Genomic DNA, 17,715 nt, shown 5'->3' with positions numbered 1-17,715 from the left:
GAGCACCGCAATGCAAGGCACCCAGGACACGCGCCCGGTCGACATCGCGCGGCTGATCCGCCCGCGCTCCATCGCGCTGGTCGGCGCCTCCGAGCGCGAAGGCAGCATCGGCGAGCGCACGCTGACCAACCTGATCGAGCACTCCGAATTCGATGGCGAGGTCTACCTCGTCAATCCCACCAAGGCCGAGCTGCGCGGCCGGAAGTGCTGGCCCAGCGTGGCCGCGCTGCCCGCCACGCCCGACGTGGCCGTGGTCGCGGTGCCCGCGAGCGGCGTGCTGGCCGTGATCGAGGAGTGCACCGCTCGCGGCGTGGGCTTCGCCGTGATCCTGAGTTCGGGCTTCGGCGAGGCCGGCGAGGAAGGCGAGCGCGAGCAGCAGCGCATGAAGGAGATCGCCGCGCGCGGCGGCCTGCGGCTGTACGGCCCCAACTGCCCGGGCCTGACCAACGTCAACCACCGGCTGGGCCTGACCTTCTCGCCCTCGTTCCCGCACGACCTCACGAAGGGCCCGATCGGCCTGGCCACGCAGGGCGGCGGCCTGGGCCGCAACGTGATGCAGGCGATGGAGCGCGGCATCGGCATCGGCCTGTGGGCCTCGACCGGCAACGAGGTCGACCTGCAGGTGGCCGACTTCATCCACTACATGGCCGACGCGCCCGACATCAAGGTGGTGGTCACGCTGCTCGAAGGCATCAAGGACGGCGCGAAGTTCGCGGCCGCGGTGCAGCGCTGCGCGGCCAACGGCAAGCCCGTGATCGGGCTCAAGGTGGGCCGTTCCGAATACGGGCGCAAGGCCGCTCAGTCGCACACCGCCTCGCTCACCGGTTCGGCCGAGGTCAACAGCGCGGTGTTCCGTCAGTTCGGCGTGATCGAGGTCGACGACATCGACGAGCTGGTCGACACCGCCTGGCTGTTCGCGCGCGCCATGCCGGGGGCGCAGGAGGCGCTGGGCATCTATTGCTCCTCGGGCGGCACGGCCGCGCTGACCGCCGACGCCGTGGGCGCCGCCGGCCTCACCTTGGCCAGCTTCGCGCCCGAGACCACCGCGGTGCTGCGCGCCAAGCTGCCCGACTACGCAGCCATCGGCAACCCGGTCGACACCACGGCGATGGTGCTCAGCGACAAGACCGTGGTCGAGACCACGCTGGGCTGCGTGGCGAACGATCCGCACACGGGCCTGACCATCGTGCCGATCGCGCTCGACTACGGCGAGACCACCACGCGCATGGCCGACAACATCATCAATGCGCAGAAGGACAGCGCCTCGCCGATCGTGCCGATCTGGATGAGCGACCGGCTCGGCGAGGGCTATCGCAAGCTGGTGGCGGCCGGCTTCGCGCCGCCGCGCTCGGTCAACAAGGCGATCGCGGCGATCGCGCGCTGGGTCGAGTACGGGCGCTGGAAGCGCGCGAACCCGTCGAACCCCGAGGCGCAACCAGTGCTGCCGACGCGCGCGCCCGAGGGCGAGTTCGCCACGCGCAGCCTGTCGGAATCGCAGGCCAAGGCGCAGTTGAAGCAAGCCGGGATCGCGCTGCTGCCGCAAGGGCTCGCAAGCTCGGCCGAGCAGGCGCGCGCGCTGGCGGAAGGCATGGGCTACCCGGTGGTCGCGAAGATCGCGAGCGCGCAGATCGTCCACAAGTCCGACATTGGCGGCGTGAAGGTGGGCCTGCAGGACGCGGCCCAGGTCGCCGAGGCCTGGCGCGAGATCATGGCCGCGGCCGCGAAGCACCATCCCGAGGCCACGGTCGACGGCCTGCTGGTCGAGAAGATGGCGCCGCGCGGCGGCACCGAACTCATGATGGGCGTCACGCGCGACCCGGTGTTCGGCCATGTCATGACCTTCGGCCTCGGCGGCATCTACGTCGAGGTGCTGCGCGACGTGACGCGGCGCATGCTGCCGATCGGTCCGCGCGACGCGGCGGCGATGGTGCGCGAGATTCGCAGCTTCGCGCTGCTCGACGGCGCGCGCGGCCGGCCCAAGGCCGACCTCGCGGCGCTCGAGGCGCTGCTGCTGCGCGTGTCGGACTTCGTGGTGGCGAATGCCGACCGCATCGAGGAGATGGACCTCAACCCGGTCTGGGTGGGCGCGGCGGGCGAGGGCGCGCTGCCGCTCGACGCCGTGATCATCGAGCGCGTGCCGGCATGACGCACCCCGTCGCAACGCCGCCGCTGGCCGGCATCGTGGTGGTCGACTTCAGCGAGCTGCTGCCCGGCCCCTTCTTCACGCAGAACCTCGCCGAGCTCGGCGCGCGCGTGATCAAGATCGAACGCCCGCCGCATGGCGACAACGTGCGGCGCATGGGCCCGGGCGTGTTCGAGGCCGTGAACCGCGGCAAGCAGAGCCTCCTGGTCGATCTGAAGGACGAGGCGCAGCGCGCCGAAGTGCGCGCGCTGATCGCCACGGCCGACGTGGTGGTGGAGTCGTACCGGCCCGGCGTGATGGCGCGGCTGGGGCTCGATGCCGACAGCTTGCGCGCGGAGTTTCCGCGGCTGGTCTATGTGTCGCTCAGCGGCTATGGCCAGCAGGGGCCGTGGGCCGACCTGCCGGGACACGACATCAACTACCTCGGCGCGGCCGGCGTGCTCGCGGTCTCGGGCGTGCCCGGCGGCGGTCCGGCGCAGAGCTTCGGCCTGCCGGTGGCCGACCTCTGCGGCGCGATGTATGCGCTGTCGTCCACCCTGGCCGCGCTGCTGCAGCGCCAGCACACGGGCCAGGGCCAGCACCTCGACGTGGCGCTGGCCGACTGCGCGCTGCACTGGATGAATCCGCGCCTCGGCGCCTGGCGCTCGTCGGGCGATGCGGACCTGGCAGCGCAGCGCGAGGCCACGCTGGTGAAGGCCGCCTACGGCGCCTTCCTGTGCCGTGACGGCAAGCACCTGTCGGTGGCCGCGCTCGAGGACCATTTCTGGGCCCGCCTGTGCGAGGCGCTCGATCTCTCGCCCTATGCCGACGCGGCCTTCCGCTCGCATGGCGCGCGCAAGAAGGTGGCGCCGGCGATCAATGCGCGGCTGGCCGAGGCGCTGGCGGTGCTCGATGCCGACGATGCCTTCGCGCTGCTGCAACGGCACGACGTGCCGGTGGCGCCGGTGGTGGAGCCGGCCGCGCTCGCGGCGCTGCCGCAGTTCGCGCAGCGCGGCAAGTTCGAGGGCGATGCAGCGCTCGCGCTCGCGCGTTATCCGGTGCCGATGGCGGGCGTCGTGCCCGGCGGGCTCGGCGGCGCGCCGCGGCTCGACAGCGCGCGCGGCTGAGCGGCCATGACGGCACCGCTCTTTTGCACCCGCATCACCGAGCTGTTCGGCATCGACCATCCGATCCTCGGCGGGGGGTTGATGTGGCTGTCGGATGCGCGCTACGTGGCTGCGCTGGTGAACGCCGGCTGCATGGGCTTCGTCACGCCGCGCTCCTTCGCCGACGACACGGCCTTCGCGGCCGCGCTCGTGCAATGCCGCGAGCTCACGCACGGGCGGCCCTTCGGCGTGAACCTCACGCTCTCGAAGCGGCCCGAGGCCAACACGGCGGTGCGGCGCTGGATGGAGATCGCGCTCGCGCACGGCGTGCGCCATTTCGAGACCGCGGGCTATGCGCCCGGCGAGCTGATCGGCACCTTGCACGCGGCCGGCGCGGTGGTGATCCACAAGGCGCCGGGCCTGCGCCATGCGCTCGCGGCCGAGCGCGCGGGCGCCGATGCGGTGGCGCTGGTCGGCATGGAGGAGGGCGGCCATCCGGGCGCCAACGAGCTGCCGACCATGCTGCTGGGCGCGCTGGCGGCCGAGCAGCTGCGCGTGCCCGTGGTGCTGGCCGGCGGCATCGGCCATGGACGCCAGCTCGCGGCCGTGCTCGCGCAGGGGCTCGACGGCGTGCTGATCGGCAGCCGCTTCCTGGTGGCCGAGGAGATCGCCACCCATCCGGCCTACAAGCGGCACCTGCTCGACTGCGACGAGCAGTCCACCGTGCGGCTGCTGCACACGCTGGGCAACACCTGGCGCGTGCTGCGCAACGAGACCGCGCGCGAGGTCGAGGCGATCGAGCGCGCCGGCGCGGCCGACCATGCGGCCTTCGGCACGCTGATCGACGGCCGCGCGACGCGCGACCACTGTTATGCGCAGGGCGACTGGCAGCGCGGCATGGTGTCGCTCGGGCCATCGATCGCCTTCGCGCGGCGCATCGAGCCGCTGGCGGCCATCGTGGCCGAACTGCTGGCGCAGGCACGGGCCTCGCTCGCGCGCCTGCCTTCCCTCGTGTCCCCCGCACCGGAGCCCTCATGACGCAGCGCCTGCCTTTCCTCGACCGCCTGGCGGTGCCCGCGATCGCCGCGCCGATGCTGCGCGTGTCGGGCATCGAACTGGTGTCGGCCGCCTGCCGTGCCGGCGTGGTCGGCGCCTTCCCGACCGCCAATGCGGAATCGCTCGAGGCCTTCGCTGGCTGGATGGCGCGGCTCAATGACGAGGCGGCCGCGGCGCGCGATGCCGGCACCGCGCATGCGCCCTGGTGCCCCAACCTGATCATGCGGCGCGACCCGGCACGCGTGCGCGCCGAGGTCGAGCTGATCGTGCGGCACCGTGCCGAACTCGTGATCACCAGCGTGGGCTCGCCCGCGGCGGTGATTCCCGCGCTGCACGACGGCGGCTGCCTGGTGCTGGCCGACGTGGCCTCGGTGCACCATGCCGAGCGCGCCGTCGAGGCCGGCGCCGACGGCCTGGTGCTGCTGACCGCGGGTGCGGGCGGCCACACCGGCTGGGCCAATCCCTTCGCCTTCGTGCGCGCGGTGCGCGCCTTCTTCGACGGCCCGCTGGTGCTGGCCGGCGGCCTGCCCGACGGCGTGGCGCTGCGCGCGGCCACCGTGCTGGGCTGCGACCTGGGCTCGATGGGCACGCGCTTCATCGCCACCGAGCAGAGCCTGGCCTCGGCGCCCTACAAGAAGATGCTGGCCGCGAGCTCGCTCGACGACGTGATGACCACGCGCGCCTTCACCGGCCTGCCGGCCAACTTCCTGCGGCCCTCGGTGGTGAACGCGGGGCTCGATCCGGCGGCGCTCGACGAGACGGTGTCGGTGCAGGAGGCGCGCCAGCGCTTCGGCGGCGGCTCCGAGGGCGCCGTGATCCAGCGCTGGGCCGACCTGTGGAGCGCCGGGCATTCGGTCGGCGGCGTGGCCGGGTTGGCCACGGTCGAGCAGGTGGTGCGCGGGCTGCGCGCGGAATTCGGCGCGTCCGCATCGGCCTAGGGTTTTCCCTGAAAGGCGCGTCCGAAACGCCGGACGGCCTGCGCGGGCCGCGTCCGGATGCGCGGCGCGGGGCCTCGCTGGCTCCTGATTTTCTTCAATGAAATCAATGACTTGAGTCGGGTTCTCATGCCATTTTGACTGGCATGTGCGTTGCTCTGTGTTCTCCACTGCCGGCGCCGCCTTTTCCGAAGGCGCAGCCGGCGACAACGAGCCCAGGAGACAACCATGACCTTCAGCCGACCGGCCTTGCGACCCCCTTCGCCAGCACGCCCCGCCCCGCGCGGCGGCGCGCCGGCGCGCTGACCCCGTCCGACCGCGCCCGTCGGGCGCACCCCCTTTTCCATCCCAGTGTTCAGCCCCGGCCGGCCCCCGGCCTCAAGGAGATTTCCCGTGGACCACGTATCCGCATCCGCCCCCAAGCCCTTCTACAGATCGCTGTACTTCCAGGTCATCACCGCCATCGTCATCGGCGTGCTGCTCGGCCACTTCTATCCCGACACCGGCGCCGCGATGAAGCCGCTGGGCGACGGCTTCATCAAGCTGATCAAGATGATCATCGCGCCGATCATCTTCTGCACGGTGGTGGTCGGCATCGCCGGCATGGAGGACATGAAGAAGGTCGGCAAGACCGGCGGCCTCGCGCTGCTGTACTTCGAGATCGTCAGCACCATCGCGCTGATCGTCGGCCTGGTCATCATCAACATCGTGCAGCCCGGCCACGGCATGAACGTGGACCCGAGCCAGCTCGACGCCAAGTCGATCGCGGCCTACACCGGCCCCGGCAAGATGGCCTCGACCACCGAGTTCCTGCTCAACGTGATCCCGACCACCGTGGTCGATGCCTTCGCCAAGGGCGAGATCCTGCAGGTGCTGCTGTTCGCCGTGATGTTCGGCTTCGCGTTGCACCGCTTCGGCGGCCGCGGCACGCTGGTGTTCGACTTCATCGAGAAGTTCTCGCACGTGCTGTTCACCATCGTCGGCTACATCATGAAGGTGGCTCCGATCGGTGCCTTCGGCGCGATGGCCTTCACCATCGGCAAGTACGGCGTGGGCTCGCTGGTGCAGCTCGGCGCGCTGATGGCGACCTTCTACGCCACCTGCCTGTTCTTCATCTTCGTGGTGCTCGGCGCGATCGCGCGCGCGCACGGCTTCAGCATCTGGAAGTTCATCAAGTACATCAAGGAAGAGCTGCTGATCGTGCTGGGCACTTCCTCGAGCGAGGCCGCGCTGCCACGCATGATGGCCAAGATGGAGAACCTCGGCGCCAAGAAGTCGGTGGTCGGCCTGGTGATTCCCACCGGCTACTCGTTCAACCTCGACGGCACCTCGATCTACCTGACCATGGCCGCGGTGTTCATCGCCCAGGCCACCAACACGCCGATGTCGATCACCCAGCAGATCACGCTGCTGCTGGTGCTGCTGCTGACCTCGAAGGGCGCGGCCGGCGTGACCGGCAGCGGCTTCATCGTGCTGGCGGCCACGCTGTCGGCCGTGGGCCACGTGCCGGTGGCGGGCCTGGCGCTGATACTGGGCATCGACCGCTTCATGTCGGAAGCGCGCGCGCTGACCAACCTGATCGGCAACGGCGTGGCCACCATGGTGGTCGCGAAGTGGACCGGCGACCTCGACACCGAGCGCCTGACGAACCAGCTGAACCAGGGCAGCGGCGCCGAGGCCGACGAGCCCGAGCTGGTGCTCGACGCCAAGGAAGCGCACATGCCCGCGGGCAGCGGGCGCTGATCGGGGCCGGCGTTCGCGCCGGTCTTTCTTCGGACGCCCGCCTCGCGCGGGCGTCCTGCCTTGCGGCTTCGCAATCTGCATTAACCTGCGCCCCGAGAACCGAACCAGAGCGGCGCGCCCTTCCATGGAGACTTCCACCGTGACCTTCCGTCCCCGCACCCGGCGCGCGGTGGTGCGCTGGTGCGCCGCGCTCGTGCTGGTGGCGCTGTCCGCCCTGGTCGGCCACCACCTTTCCACGCAGGCCGGCCTGGCGCGATTGCGCGAGGCGGCAGAGCACCGGCTCGACATGGTCGCCACCGGGCTCGACGCCGAGCTCACGCGCTTCGACTACCTGCCCGCGCTGCTCGAGATGACGCCGGTGGTGCCCGCGCTGCTGAACGCGCCGGCCGACGCCTCGCTGCGCGACGCCGCCAACCGCTACCTCGCGGGCGTGAACGCCACCGCGCGCGCCGAGATGCTCTACGTGCTCGATGCCGGCGGCACCTCGCTCGCGGCCTCCGACTGGGACCGGCCCGGCACCACGCTGGGCCAGCACTACGAGTTCCGGCCCTACATGATCGATGCGCTGGCCCAGGGGCGCGGCCGCTTCTACGGCGTGGGCATCACGAGCCGCCGGCCCGGTTACTACCTCTCGTACGCGCTGCGCCGCGAACCGGCCGTGCCCGGCGTGGTCACGGTGAAGATCAACCTCGAGGACAACGAGGCCGCGTGGCGCAAGCTGCCGGGCGACGTGGTGGTGGTCGACCAGCGCGGCGTGGTGATCCTCGCCACGCGCGACGACCTCAAGTTCCGGCCGCTGCTGCCGCTCGACGCGCTGCAGCGCGCCGAGGTGCTGCGCTCGCGGCCCTATGGCGAGGCCGCGCTCGCGCCGCTGCGCTGGCAGCGGCTGGAGGCGCTGGCGCCGGGCGTGCAACTGATCCGCGTGGAGGGCGCCGACCGGCTCGTCGCCAGCCGCACCCTGCGCAACGCGCCGTGGCAGCTGCTCACGCTCGACGACATGGCGCCGCTGCGCGTGGCCGCGCGCAATGCCGCGGTGACCGCCGGGCTCGGCATGGTCGCGCTGCTGCTGCTGGGCGTGACCCTGTGGCAGCGCCGCCGCGCCGAGCGCCAGAAGCTCGCCAACCAGGCCGCGCTGCAGGCCGCGCACGACGGCCTCGAGTCGATGGTGGCGGCGCGCACCGCGCAGCTGCGCGCCGCGCAGGACGAGCTGGTGCAGGCCGGCAAGATGGCCGCGCTGGGCCAGATGTCGGCCGGCCTCGCGCACGAGCTCAACCAGCCGCTGACCGCGATGCGCACGCTGTCGGAGAGCGCGACCATCCTGCTCGACCACGAACGCCACGACGAGGTGCGCGGCAACCTCAAGCGCATCCGCGACATGGTCGACCGCCTCGCGCGGCTGACCGCGCAGCTCAAGACCTTCTCGCACAAGAACCAGCTCGGCCCCTCGCCCGTGGCGCTGGCCGCCGCGATCGACGATGCGCGCGTGATCGTCGCCGGCGCCGAGCAGAAGCACGGCGTGCAGGTCGAGGTCGACATCGAGCCGCCGCAGCTCGCCGTGATGGCCGACGAGGCCGCGCTCGGCAGCGTGCTGGTGAACCTGATGCGCAACGCGATCGAGGCCATGGAGCACATGCCGCAGCGCGTGCTGCGCCTGCAGGGGCGGTTGAGCGAGGACGGCCGCGCGGTGCTGACCGTGAGCGACACCGGGCCCGGCATCCGCGACGACGTGGTGCCGAAGCTGTTCGAGCCCTTCGTCACCACCAAGCCCGCGGGTTCGGGGCTGGGGCTCGGCCTCGTGCTGTGCGCGCAACTCGTGCGCGCCATGAACGGCGGCCTGCGGGCGGACAACCGGGAGGGCGGCGGGGCATACTTCGTCGTCGACCTGCCGGCCGCCAGCCCCCACGCCCACCCATGACACCACCGCCCGCCAACGAAGCCTCCGCCATCCGCGTGCTGCTCGTCGAAGACGACGACGACGTGCGTCTGAGCACCGCGCAGATGCTGGGCCTGGCGGGCTTCGAGGTCGAGGCCTTCGCGAGCGTGGAGCGGGTGCGGCCGCACATCGCCTTCGGCGTGCCCGCGGTGGTGGTGTGCGACGTGCGGCTGCCGCGCATGAGCGGCACCGAGTGGCTGGTGGAGGTGCGCGGCATCGATCCCGAGCTGCCGGTGATCCTGGTCACGGGCCATGGCCACATCGCGATGGCGGTGGCGGCGATGCGCGACGGCGCCTACGACTTCATCGAGAAGCCCTTCACCACCGAGCGGCTGGTGGCCATCGTGCGGCATGCGATCGAGCGGCGGCAGCTGGCGCTGCAGGTGCGCAGCCTGCGCGAGGCGCTCGACAACTGGAACGGCATCCAGTCGGTGCTGATCGGCCGCTCGGCCCAGATGCAGCGGGTGCGGCGCAACGTGATGACCCTGGCCGGCACCTCGGCCGACGTGCTGATCTACGGCGAGACCGGCACCGGCAAGGAGATGGTGGCGCGCTGCCTGCACGACCACAGCGAGCGGCGGCGCGAGCACTTCGTGCCGCTGAACTGCGGCGGCCTGCCCGAGGCGCTGGCCGAGAGCGAGCTGTTCGGCCACGAGGCCGGCGCCTTCACCAGCGCCAACCGCACGCGCGTGGGCAAGTTCGAATACGCGAGCGGCGGCACCTTGTTCCTCGACGAGATCGAGAGCATGCCGATGGCGGTGCAGATCAAGCTGCTGCGCGCGCTGCAGGAGCGCAGCATCGAGCGCATCGGCTCGAACAAGCCGATCCCCTTCGACTGCCGCGTGGTGGCCGCGAGCAAGGAGGACCTGAAGGCGCTGAGCGACCGGCAGAAATTCCGCGCCGACCTCTACTACCGCATCGGCGTGGCGTTCATCGAGCTGCCCCCGCTGCGCGAGCGGCGCGAGGACATCCCGCTCTTGTTCGAGCACTTCACGCTGCAGGCCGCGAAGAAGTACGACCGGCCCGCGCCGGTGCCCAGCCATGCCCAGCTCGCCGACCTGATGGCCTATGCCTGGCCCGGCAACGTGCGCGAGCTGCGCAACGTGGCCGACCGCTTCGTGCTGGGCCTGCTCGGCGAACGGCTCACCTTGCTGCGCGCGAGCGACGAGGAGGTGCTGCCGCAGGCCCTGCCGCAGCAGGTGGAGGCCTTCGAGCGCGCCGTCATCGTCGAGGCGCTGCGCCAGCACCAGGGCGACCAGCCGGCCACCGCGGGCGCGCTGGGCATCGCGCGCCAGACCCTGTTCGACAAGCTGCGCAAGCTCGGCATCGCGGCCGAGGAATTCAAGTAACTCGCGTGCAGGCATTCGGGCGGCGCTAGCATGGCCCGATGCGAACACTCTCCTTTCCCCATGGCGCCGGCAACGGCAACGAGATGCCCGTGCTCGGGTTGGGCACCTGGCGCATGGGCGAGGCCGCGGGCCGCCGCCAGGCCGAGGTGGCCGCGGTGCGCGAGGCCATCGCGCTCGGCTACCGGCTGATCGACACCGCCGAGATGTACGGCGAGGGCGGCGCCGAGACCGTGGTGGGCCAGGCCGTGGCCGAGGCGCTGCGCGCCAACGAGGTGCGGCGCGACGAGCTCTTCATCGTCAGCAAGGTCTATCCGCACAACGCGAGCCGGCGCGGCACGCCCGAGGCCTGCGAGCGCAGCCTGAAGCGGCTGGGCCTCGATGCCATCGACCTCTACCTGCTGCACTGGCGCGGCAACCATCCGCTGGCCGAGACCGTCGACGCCCTGCAGGCGCTGGTGGCGCGCGGGCGCATCGCGCGCTGGGGCGTGAGCAACTTCGACACCGACGACATGGAGGAACTGGCGCCGCTGGGGCAGGGCGGTCCCTCGTGCGCGGCGAACCAGGTCTACCTGTCGCTCGGCGAGCGCGGTCCCGAGTTCAGCCTGCTGCCCTGGCAGCGCGGGCGCGGCATCCCGCTGATGGCCTACAGCCCGATCGACCAGGGCGCGCTGGCCGACGACGAGGAGCTCGGCGAACTCGCGGCGGACCTGGGCGTGAGCGCGGCCCAGCTCGCGCTGGCCGCGGTCATCGCGCGGCCGGGCGTGGCGGCGATTCCGAAGGCGGTGGGCAGCGCGCATCTGAAGCAGAACTTCGCGGCGGCCTCGTTGAAGCTCGACGCCGGCGTGCTCGCGAAGCTCGACCGGCTGCATCCGCCGCCGAAGCGCAAGACGGCGCTCGCGATGATCTGATCGGAGGCGGCGGCTAGGCCGCGTCGCCGCTGCGGTCGCAGAGGTAGCTGATCACCATGTCCGAGGCGTGCCTGAGCCGCGACTGCTGGCGGTCCGAGGCGCCGAGGTCGACGTCGAGCACGTACGAGAGCGTGTAGCGGTTGGTGATGAAGTACGAGCCCAGGCCCGAGATCGAGACATAGAGGTCGACCCAGTCGGCATCGCGGCGGAACACGCCCTTCTGCTTGCCCGACTCGAGGATGGTCGACAGCGCGGTGCGCAGCGGGTTGAACATCTCCGAGATCACCTTCGACTTGCGGATGTGCACCGCCTTGTGCAGGTTCTCGGTCGACAGCAGCTGGTGGAACTCGGGCTGGTCGATGAAGTGCTGCACCGTCTTCTCGACCAGCTCGCGCATGTCGCGCACCGGGTCCTCGCCCGTGAGCGCAAGCTCGTTCTGGCGCTCGCGCATCGCGCCGTAGGCGCGCTCCATCACCTCGATGAACAGCGCCTCCTTGCTGTCGAAGTAGTGATAGACGAGGTTCTTGCTGATCTTGCAGCGGGCCACGATCGCGTCGATGCGCGCGCCATCGTAGCCGTGCGCGGCGAACTCCTTGCTCGCGATCTTCAAGATCCGGTCTCGCGTTGCCACGGCATTGCGCTGCCGCGGCTTGGGCGTCTTTGTGTCGTGTGTCATGGGTCCTGATGTCGGCGAGGCACCACCGAGGCCGCGAGTCTACTTCCGGCGCGGGCGCGAAAAAGATGCAAAACAAAGGTTGACATCGTGCGGCCGCGGCTCCTATATTTCGCCCTCAATGGTACTAGCCAGTTAGTTAGTTAAGGCCGGTCCCATTATCGTCCAACCCCGCTAGAACGGAGCATCACAATGGGTTCTGCACCACAGCGAAGCAAAGGCGTGCGCGTCGGATGCGATATCGGAGGAACCTTCACCGATATCGTGCTCGCGATGCCCGACGGCCGGCTCTTCGTCAACAAGACGTCCACCACGCCGGAGGACCTCGGCAAGGCCATCGTCAACGGCTTGCGCGTACTGATCGACCAAGCGGGCATCGCGCCCGGCGACATCGCCGAGATCGTGCACGGCACCACCACCGCGTCGAACACCATCCTGCAGAAGGTCGGCGCCAACACCGGCGTGCTCACCACCGAGGGCTTTCGCGACGTGCTGGAGATCGGCCGCATCCGCACGCCCACCATGTTCGATCTCGGCTGGCAGAAGCCGCAGCCGCTGGCCACGCGCCGCTGGCGTCGTGGCGTGCGCGAGCGCATGGGCTCGCGCGGCGAGGTGGTCGTGCCGCTCGATGTCGAGCACCTGCTCGAGCAGGCCGGCGAGCTGGTGGCCGACGGCGTGAACGCGGTCGCGCTGTGCTTCCTCAACAGCTACATCAACCCGGCGCACGAGCTCCAGGCCAAGGCCGCGCTGCAGGCGCGCTTTCCCGAGCTGCTGCTGAGCGTGTCGTGCGAGGTGCTGCCCGAGATCAAGGAGTACGAGCGCACCAGCACGACGGTGGTCAACGCCTACATCCTGCCCGCGATGAAGACCTACCTCGCGCGCCTGAAGAAGGACCTGCGCGACATGGGCGTCGATGCCTCGCTGCAGGTGATGGCCTCCAACGGCGGCATGATGGGCATCGCCTCCGCGACCGAGAAGCCGGTGTTCGCCGTGGCCTCGGGCCCGGCGGGCGGCGTGGCCGGCGCCGCGCGCATCGGCGCGATGGGCGGCGACGACGACCTGATCGTCTTCGACATGGGCGGCACCACCGCCAAGGCCTCGGTCATCGTCGGCGGCCAGCCCTCGCTGACCAACGAGTACGAGTTCCGCGACGGCATCAGCGCGCCGAGCCGCTTCGTCAAGGGCGGCGGCTACGTGCTCAAGGTGCCCGCGATCGACATCGCCGAGGTGGGCGCGGGCGGCGGCTCGATCGCCTGGATCGACGGCGGCGGCCTGCTGTGCGTCGGGCCCGAATCGGCCGGTGCTTCGCCCGGGCCGGCCTGCTACGGCAACGGCAACGAGCGCCCGACCGTGACCGACGCCAACATGGTGCTCGGCTACCTCAATCCCCAAGCGCTCGCGGGCGGCAGCCTGCCGGTGTCGCCCGAGCTGTCGGCGCGGGCGATCGATGCCCACGTGGCCGGGCCGCTGAAGCTCGACCGCCTCGCCGCGGCGCACGGCATCCGCCAGGTTGCCAACGTGAACATGGCGCGCGCGATCCGCGCGGTGACGGTGGAGCGCGGCCGCGATCCGCGCGACATGTCGATGATCGCCTTCGGTGGCGGCGGCCCGCTGCATGCGGTGGCGGTGGCGCGGCTGCTCGGCATCCGCCGCGTGATCGCGCCGATCATGGCCGGTGTCTTCTGTTCGGCCGGCATGCTCTCGGCCGACGCCGAGCACAACTTCGTGAAGGCGGTGCTGCGCCCGCTGGCCGATTGCGAACCGGCCGCGCTCGCACGCGCCACCGCGGTGCTCGCCGACCAGGGCTTCACGGTGCTGGCCTCCGAGGGCTACGCGGCCGACGCGGTGCGCGTGGAGCGCTTCGCCGACCTGCGCTACCTCGGCCAGAGTTCTGAACTCACGGTGGCGCTGCCCGCGGGCACGCTCGACACGGCCGTGCTCGAGCAACTGGCGCGCGACTTCCATGCACTCTACCAGCAGACCTTCGGCTACAGCAGCGACGAGCCGCTCGAGCTGGTCAACCTGCGCGTCAGCGCCCATGGCCGCAGCGACTTCCGCCTCGACTTCGCCAAGTGCCGCGTCGACGCGACCGCGCTGCAGGGCACGCAGGGCGAACGCCTCGTGAGCTTCGCGCCCGGCGAGGCGCCCGCTTCGACGCCCGTGGTCCCGCGCGCCAGCCTCGGTGCCGAGCCGGTGCAGGGGCCGCTGATCGTCGAGTCCTACGACACCACCATCGTCGTGCCGCCGCACTGCAGCGCGCGCGCCGATGCCATCGGCAACATCGTCATCGACCTCCAGGAGATCCCGGCATGAACCGCGCCATCGACCCGATCACCTTCGCGGTGGTCAAGAACGCGATGGATTCCATCGTCGACGAAGTGGCCTACACCGTGCTGCGCACCGCGCGCTCGGAGATCGTCAAGGACGTGATGGACTACTCGGCCGCGATCTGCGACCGCCACGGCCAGATGATCGCGCAGGCCAAGACCATCGCGCTGCACCTGGGCGCCATCCCCGAGGCCATGGCCGAGGTGCGCAAGCGCTACGGCGACGCGCTCGCGCCGGGCGACGCGGTGATCGTCAACGACCCCTACCAGGGCGGCATGCACCTGCCGGACATCTTCATGTTCGTGCCCTTCTTCTACCGCGAGGAACTCGAGGGCTTCTGCGTCGTCATCTGCCACCACACCGACGTGGGCGGCCGCGTGCCCGGCTCGAACGCCAGCGACTCGACCGAGGTCTACCAGGAAGGCCTGCGCATCCCGGTGGTCAAGCTCTACGAACGCGGCGTGGTCAACGACATCATGGAGCGCGTGATCGCGCAGAACGTGCGCGTGCCCGACCGCGTGCTGGGCGACCTGCGCGCGCAGTACGCGGCCTCGCAGGTGGGCGTGCGCGAGCTCACGGCGCTGTTCGACCGCTACGGCCGCGACGATGCGCGGCGCTACTTCGCCGAACTGCTCGACTATGCCGAGCGGCTCACGCGCGAGGAGATCCGCCGCTGGCCCAAGGGCACCTTTCACTTCGAGGACTTCATCGACGACGACGGCCTCTCGCCCGAGCCGATCCCGATCCGCGTCGCGCTCACGGTGCACGAGGACCGCGTCAGCGTGGACTACACCGGCTCCTCGCCGCAGGTGCGCGCGGCGATCAACTCGACGCTGTCGTACACCAAGTCCTGCACCTACCTCAGCGTGCGCTGCGCATTGAAGGGCGACGTGCCGAACAACGCCGGCGTGTTCCGCTGCATCGAGGTGCACGTGCCCGAGGGCACCGTGCTCAACCCGATCGAGCCGGCCGCGGTCGCGGCGCGCGCGCTCACCGGCTACCGCGTGTTCGACGCGATGCTCGGCGCGCTGGCCCAGGTGGTGCCCGACCGCATTCCCGCCGCGGGCGAGGGCGGCAACACCGTGGTCTGCCTCTCGGGCAAGAAGGACGACGGCAGCAGCTACATCATCGTCGACATGATCTGCGGCGCCTGGGGCGGTCGCCCCGGTTCCGACGGCATCGAGGCGATCACCAACGCTTCGCAGAACCTCTCGAACACGCCGGTGGAAACGCTGGAGGCGCAGCATCCGGTGCGCGTCGAGGCCTACGAGCTCGAGCCCGACTCCTGCGGCGCCGGCCGCTACCGCGGCGGCCTCGGCATCCGGCGCAGCTACCGCGTGCTGGCCGACGACGTGCTGCTGCAGCTGCGCGCCGACCGCATGAAGTTCCAGCCCTACGGCCTGCAGGGCGGCCTGCCCGCGAAGTCGGCCTCGAACCGGCTGCAGCACGCGGGCGAGACCACCGAGCTCGCGAGCAAGGTTGGCATGCGCATTGCAAGAGGCAGCGTGGTGACGCACACGCAACCCGGTGGCGGTGGCTTCGGCGATCCGCTGCTGCGCCCCGCGCGAGAGATCGAGCGCGACGTCTGGGACCACAAGCTCTCGGCCGACTTCGTGCGCCAGCACTACCGCGCGGTGGTCGATCCGGCCAGCGGCCGCCTCGATGCCGCGCAAACCCAGGCACTGCGCGCCGGCACGACGGACTGAAGCACCGCGCCGCTCCCGCGATTCCCCCACCACCCCATGACGAAGAAGCAGAGGTAAGCGATGAAAAGACGTACGTTGACCCAAGGCCTCGCGGCGATGGCCGCGCTACCGGCGCTGTCCCTCGGCCTGCGAACGGCGCAGGCGCAGGGGGCCACCAAGCTGCGCGTGCGCATGGACTTCTCGCCCTGGGGCATGCACGGCGCCGTGCACCTGGCCCAGCAGAAGGGCTGGTTCAAGGACGAGGGCCTGGAGGTCGAGGTGCAGGACGGCACCGGCACCATCTCGACGCTGCAGCTGCTCGCGGCGGGGCAGGTCGACGTGGGCCAGGTGGCGCTCGGCACCATGGCGGTGGCGAAGGAGAACGGGCTCGAGCTGGTCTCGATTGCCGGCTTCGCGCGCACCGGCGACCTCGCCGTCATGACCGACGCGGCGCAGGGCGTGAAGTCGCCGAAGGAGCTCGCGGGCAAGAAGATCGTGTGCTTCACGACCAGCCCGTGGGCGCCGTTCATCGAGCCCTTCCTCAAGGCCAACGGCATGACCAAGAGCAGCATCGAGCTGGTGATGGTCACGCCCAGCGCGATGATCTCGACCTATGCCTCGGGCAACAGCGACGGCTTCATGTCGCAGGCCCCGTTCGGCCAGCCGATGGTGCTGAAGACCCGCAAGGCCAGCGCGCTGCTGCTGGCCGACAGCGGCATCAGCTTCCCGAGCTACGGGCTGGCCACGACGCCGAAGGCGATCGAGTCGAAGCAGGCCGCGATCGCGAAGTTCACGCGCGTGCAGCTGCGCGCCTGGCAGTACATCCACGACAACCACATCGACGAGGCGGTGGCCGCCATCGTGGCGCAGCGGCCCAATGCGCGGCTCGACCCCGAGGTGCTCAAGGGGCAGCTCGTGGCCTACCGCCCGTTCTTCCAGAGCCCGGGCGACAAGAACCTGCCGATCGGCCAGCAGTCCGACGCCGACTGGGCCGCGGCGATCCGCTCGATGGAACAGACCGGCCAGATCAAGCCGGGCCGCAAACCCTCCGACTACTACACCAATGCGCTCCTTTCCGTCTGAAGCGCCCGCGCGCGGAGCCCACCACGTGGCCGATTTCCTGTCGATCGACGGCCTCCACAAGGTCTACCAGTCCGGCCGCAAGCCGATCACCGCGCTGCAGGACGTGCGCCTCGGCGTCGCGCGCGGCGAGTTCGTCTCGATCGTGGGCCCGAGCGGCTGCGGCAAGAGCACGCTGATGCGCTGCATCGCCGGGCTCGAGCCGATCACCAGCGGGCGGCTCGCGCTCGACGGCGTGCCGATCACCGAGCCGCCCGACAACATGGGCGTGGTGTTCCAGCGCGACCTGCTGCTGGAATGGCGCAGCATCCTCGACAACGTGCTGGCGGCCGCCGAGTTCCATGGCCTCGAGCGTGCGCGGCATGCGCCGCGCGCGCGCGAACTGCTGGCCCTGTTCGGCCTGGCCGACTTCATGGACCGCTATCCGCGCGAGCTTTCGGGCGGCATGCGGCAGCGCGTGTCGATCTGCCGCGCGCTGCTGCTCGATCCGCAGCTGCTGCTGATGGACGAGCCCTTCGGCGCGCTCGATCCCTTCACGCGCGATGCGCTCAACGCGGAGCTGCAGCGCACCTGGATGGCGACCGGCAAGACGGTGATCTTCATCACCCATTCGATCACCGAGGCCGTGTACCTCGGCGGGCGCGTCGTGATGATGGCGCGCGGCCCGGGCCGCATCGCCGACATCCTGCCGATCGAGCTCGAGCGGCCGCGCGGCCTCGACGTGCGCGAGACGCGCGAGTTCGCGGCCTACGTGTCGCGCATCAAGGAAACCTTCCGCGAACTGGGCGCCTACTGAC

13 protein-coding genes are annotated in these 17,715 nt (G+C 70.7%); 12 read left to right on the top strand and 1 reads right to left on the bottom strand.

Annotated features, from left to right (window positions below):
• The first annotated feature begins 10 nt into the window (after positions 1 to 10).
• The 8 genes from AC07PU_RS23040 (at position 11) to AC07PU_RS23005 (ending at position 11,152) form a co-directional block, all read left to right on the top strand.
• The gene (locus AC07PU_RS23040) at positions 11 to 2,146 is read left to right on the top strand and encodes an acetate--CoA ligase family protein (RefSeq protein ID WP_495320822.1); all 2,136 of its coding nucleotides are present in this window, start codon (positions 11 to 13) and stop codon (positions 2,144 to 2,146) included.
• Positions 2,143 to 3,249 (top strand): CaiB/BaiF CoA transferase family protein, encoded by a 1,107-nt coding sequence (locus AC07PU_RS23035; RefSeq protein ID WP_495320820.1) that lies wholly within the window; start codon positions 2,143 to 2,145, stop codon positions 3,247 to 3,249. The genes AC07PU_RS23040 and AC07PU_RS23035 overlap by 4 nt, the downstream gene beginning before the upstream one ends.
• A gap of 6 nt (positions 3,250 to 3,255) precedes the next feature.
• Complete coding sequence (locus tag AC07PU_RS23030) at positions 3,256 to 4,266, top strand: NAD(P)H-dependent flavin oxidoreductase (protein WP_495320818.1); 1,011 nt, start codon at positions 3,256 to 3,258, stop codon at positions 4,264 to 4,266.
• On the top strand, positions 4,263 to 5,222 hold the full coding sequence (locus tag AC07PU_RS23025) for an NAD(P)H-dependent flavin oxidoreductase (protein ID WP_495320816.1): 960 nt from the start codon (positions 4,263 to 4,265) through the stop codon (positions 5,220 to 5,222). The genes AC07PU_RS23030 and AC07PU_RS23025 overlap by 4 nt, the downstream gene beginning before the upstream one ends.
• A gap of 390 nt (positions 5,223 to 5,612) precedes the next feature.
• Positions 5,613 to 6,962 (top strand): dicarboxylate/amino acid:cation symporter, encoded by a 1,350-nt coding sequence (locus AC07PU_RS23020; protein WP_495320814.1) that lies wholly within the window; start codon positions 5,613 to 5,615, stop codon positions 6,960 to 6,962.
• A 139-nt stretch (positions 6,963 to 7,101) separates the two neighbouring features.
• Positions 7,102 to 8,877, top strand: coding sequence for a sensor histidine kinase (locus AC07PU_RS23015; RefSeq protein ID WP_495320812.1), 1,776 nt, complete (start codon positions 7,102 to 7,104; stop codon positions 8,875 to 8,877).
• A complete protein-coding gene (locus AC07PU_RS23010; RefSeq protein ID WP_209544087.1) occupies positions 8,874 to 10,244 on the top strand; it encodes a sigma-54-dependent transcriptional regulator in 1,371 nt (456 codons plus the stop codon). Before AC07PU_RS23015 ends, AC07PU_RS23010 begins: the two co-directional genes overlap by 4 nt.
• Before the next feature lie 38 nt (positions 10,245 to 10,282).
• On the top strand, positions 10,283 to 11,152 hold the full coding sequence (locus AC07PU_RS23005; protein ID WP_495320809.1) for an aldo/keto reductase: 870 nt from the start codon (positions 10,283 to 10,285) through the stop codon (positions 11,150 to 11,152).
• A gap of 13 nt (positions 11,153 to 11,165) precedes the next feature.
• Here the strand turns inward: AC07PU_RS23005 and AC07PU_RS23000 are convergent, their stop codons facing one another.
• Positions 11,166 to 11,828, bottom strand: coding sequence for a TetR/AcrR family transcriptional regulator (locus tag AC07PU_RS23000; protein ID WP_093340533.1), 663 nt, complete (start codon positions 11,826 to 11,828; stop codon positions 11,166 to 11,168).
• Between the two features lie 189 nt (positions 11,829 to 12,017).
• On the opposite strand from AC07PU_RS23000, the gene AC07PU_RS22995 reads away from it, so the two are divergent.
• Genes AC07PU_RS22995 through AC07PU_RS22980 form a run of 4 tightly spaced genes read left to right on the top strand, consistent with a single transcriptional unit; the run spans position 12,018 to position 17,714 of the window.
• On the top strand, positions 12,018 to 14,138 hold the full coding sequence (locus AC07PU_RS22995) for a hydantoinase/oxoprolinase family protein (protein WP_495320806.1): 2,121 nt from the start codon (positions 12,018 to 12,020) through the stop codon (positions 14,136 to 14,138).
• Positions 14,135 to 15,859 carry a hydantoinase B/oxoprolinase family protein gene (locus tag AC07PU_RS22990; RefSeq protein WP_495320804.1) on the top strand — a complete coding sequence of 575 codons (1,725 nt, stop codon included), beginning with the start codon at positions 14,135 to 14,137 and terminating at the stop codon, positions 15,857 to 15,859. The genes AC07PU_RS22995 and AC07PU_RS22990 overlap by 4 nt, the downstream gene beginning before the upstream one ends.
• A 60-nt stretch (positions 15,860 to 15,919) precedes the next feature.
• A complete protein-coding gene (locus tag AC07PU_RS22985) occupies positions 15,920 to 16,921 on the top strand; it encodes an ABC transporter substrate-binding protein (RefSeq protein ID WP_495320802.1) in 1,002 nt (333 codons plus the stop codon).
• Positions 16,922 to 16,946: 25 nt separating this feature from the next.
• Positions 16,947 to 17,714, top strand: a complete 768-nt coding sequence (locus AC07PU_RS22980) for an ABC transporter ATP-binding protein (protein WP_261210784.1) — start codon at positions 16,947 to 16,949, stop codon at positions 17,712 to 17,714.
• Position 17,715: the final 1 nt, after the last annotated feature.

The sequence above is a fragment of the Variovorax sp. GW821-FHT10D07 genome (genome assembly GCF_059415325.1).
This window is presented reverse-complemented; position numbering and strand designations above follow the sequence as displayed.

Coding starts and splice junctions, on each gene's coding strand:
- AC07PU_RS23040 (WP_495320822.1), top strand. CDS start 11: ATGCAAGGCACCCAGGACACGCGCCCGGTCGACATCGCGCGGCTGATC.
- AC07PU_RS23035 (WP_495320820.1), top strand. CDS start 2,143: ATGACGCACCCCGTCGCAACGCCGCCGCTGGCCGGCATCGTGGTGGTC.
- AC07PU_RS23030 (WP_495320818.1), top strand. CDS start 3,256: ATGACGGCACCGCTCTTTTGCACCCGCATCACCGAGCTGTTCGGCATC.
- AC07PU_RS23025 (WP_495320816.1), top strand. CDS start 4,263: ATGACGCAGCGCCTGCCTTTCCTCGACCGCCTGGCGGTGCCCGCGATC.
- AC07PU_RS23010 (WP_209544087.1), top strand. CDS start 8,874: ATGACACCACCGCCCGCCAACGAAGCCTCCGCCATCCGCGTGCTGCTC.
- AC07PU_RS23005 (WP_495320809.1), top strand. CDS start 10,283: ATGCGAACACTCTCCTTTCCCCATGGCGCCGGCAACGGCAACGAGATG.
- AC07PU_RS23000 (WP_093340533.1), bottom strand. CDS start 11,828: ATGACACACGACACAAAGACGCCCAAGCCGCGGCAGCGCAATGCCGTG.
- AC07PU_RS22995 (WP_495320806.1), top strand. CDS start 12,018: ATGGGTTCTGCACCACAGCGAAGCAAAGGCGTGCGCGTCGGATGCGAT.
- AC07PU_RS22990 (WP_495320804.1), top strand. CDS start 14,135: ATGAACCGCGCCATCGACCCGATCACCTTCGCGGTGGTCAAGAACGCG.
- AC07PU_RS22985 (WP_495320802.1), top strand. CDS start 15,920: ATGAAAAGACGTACGTTGACCCAAGGCCTCGCGGCGATGGCCGCGCTA.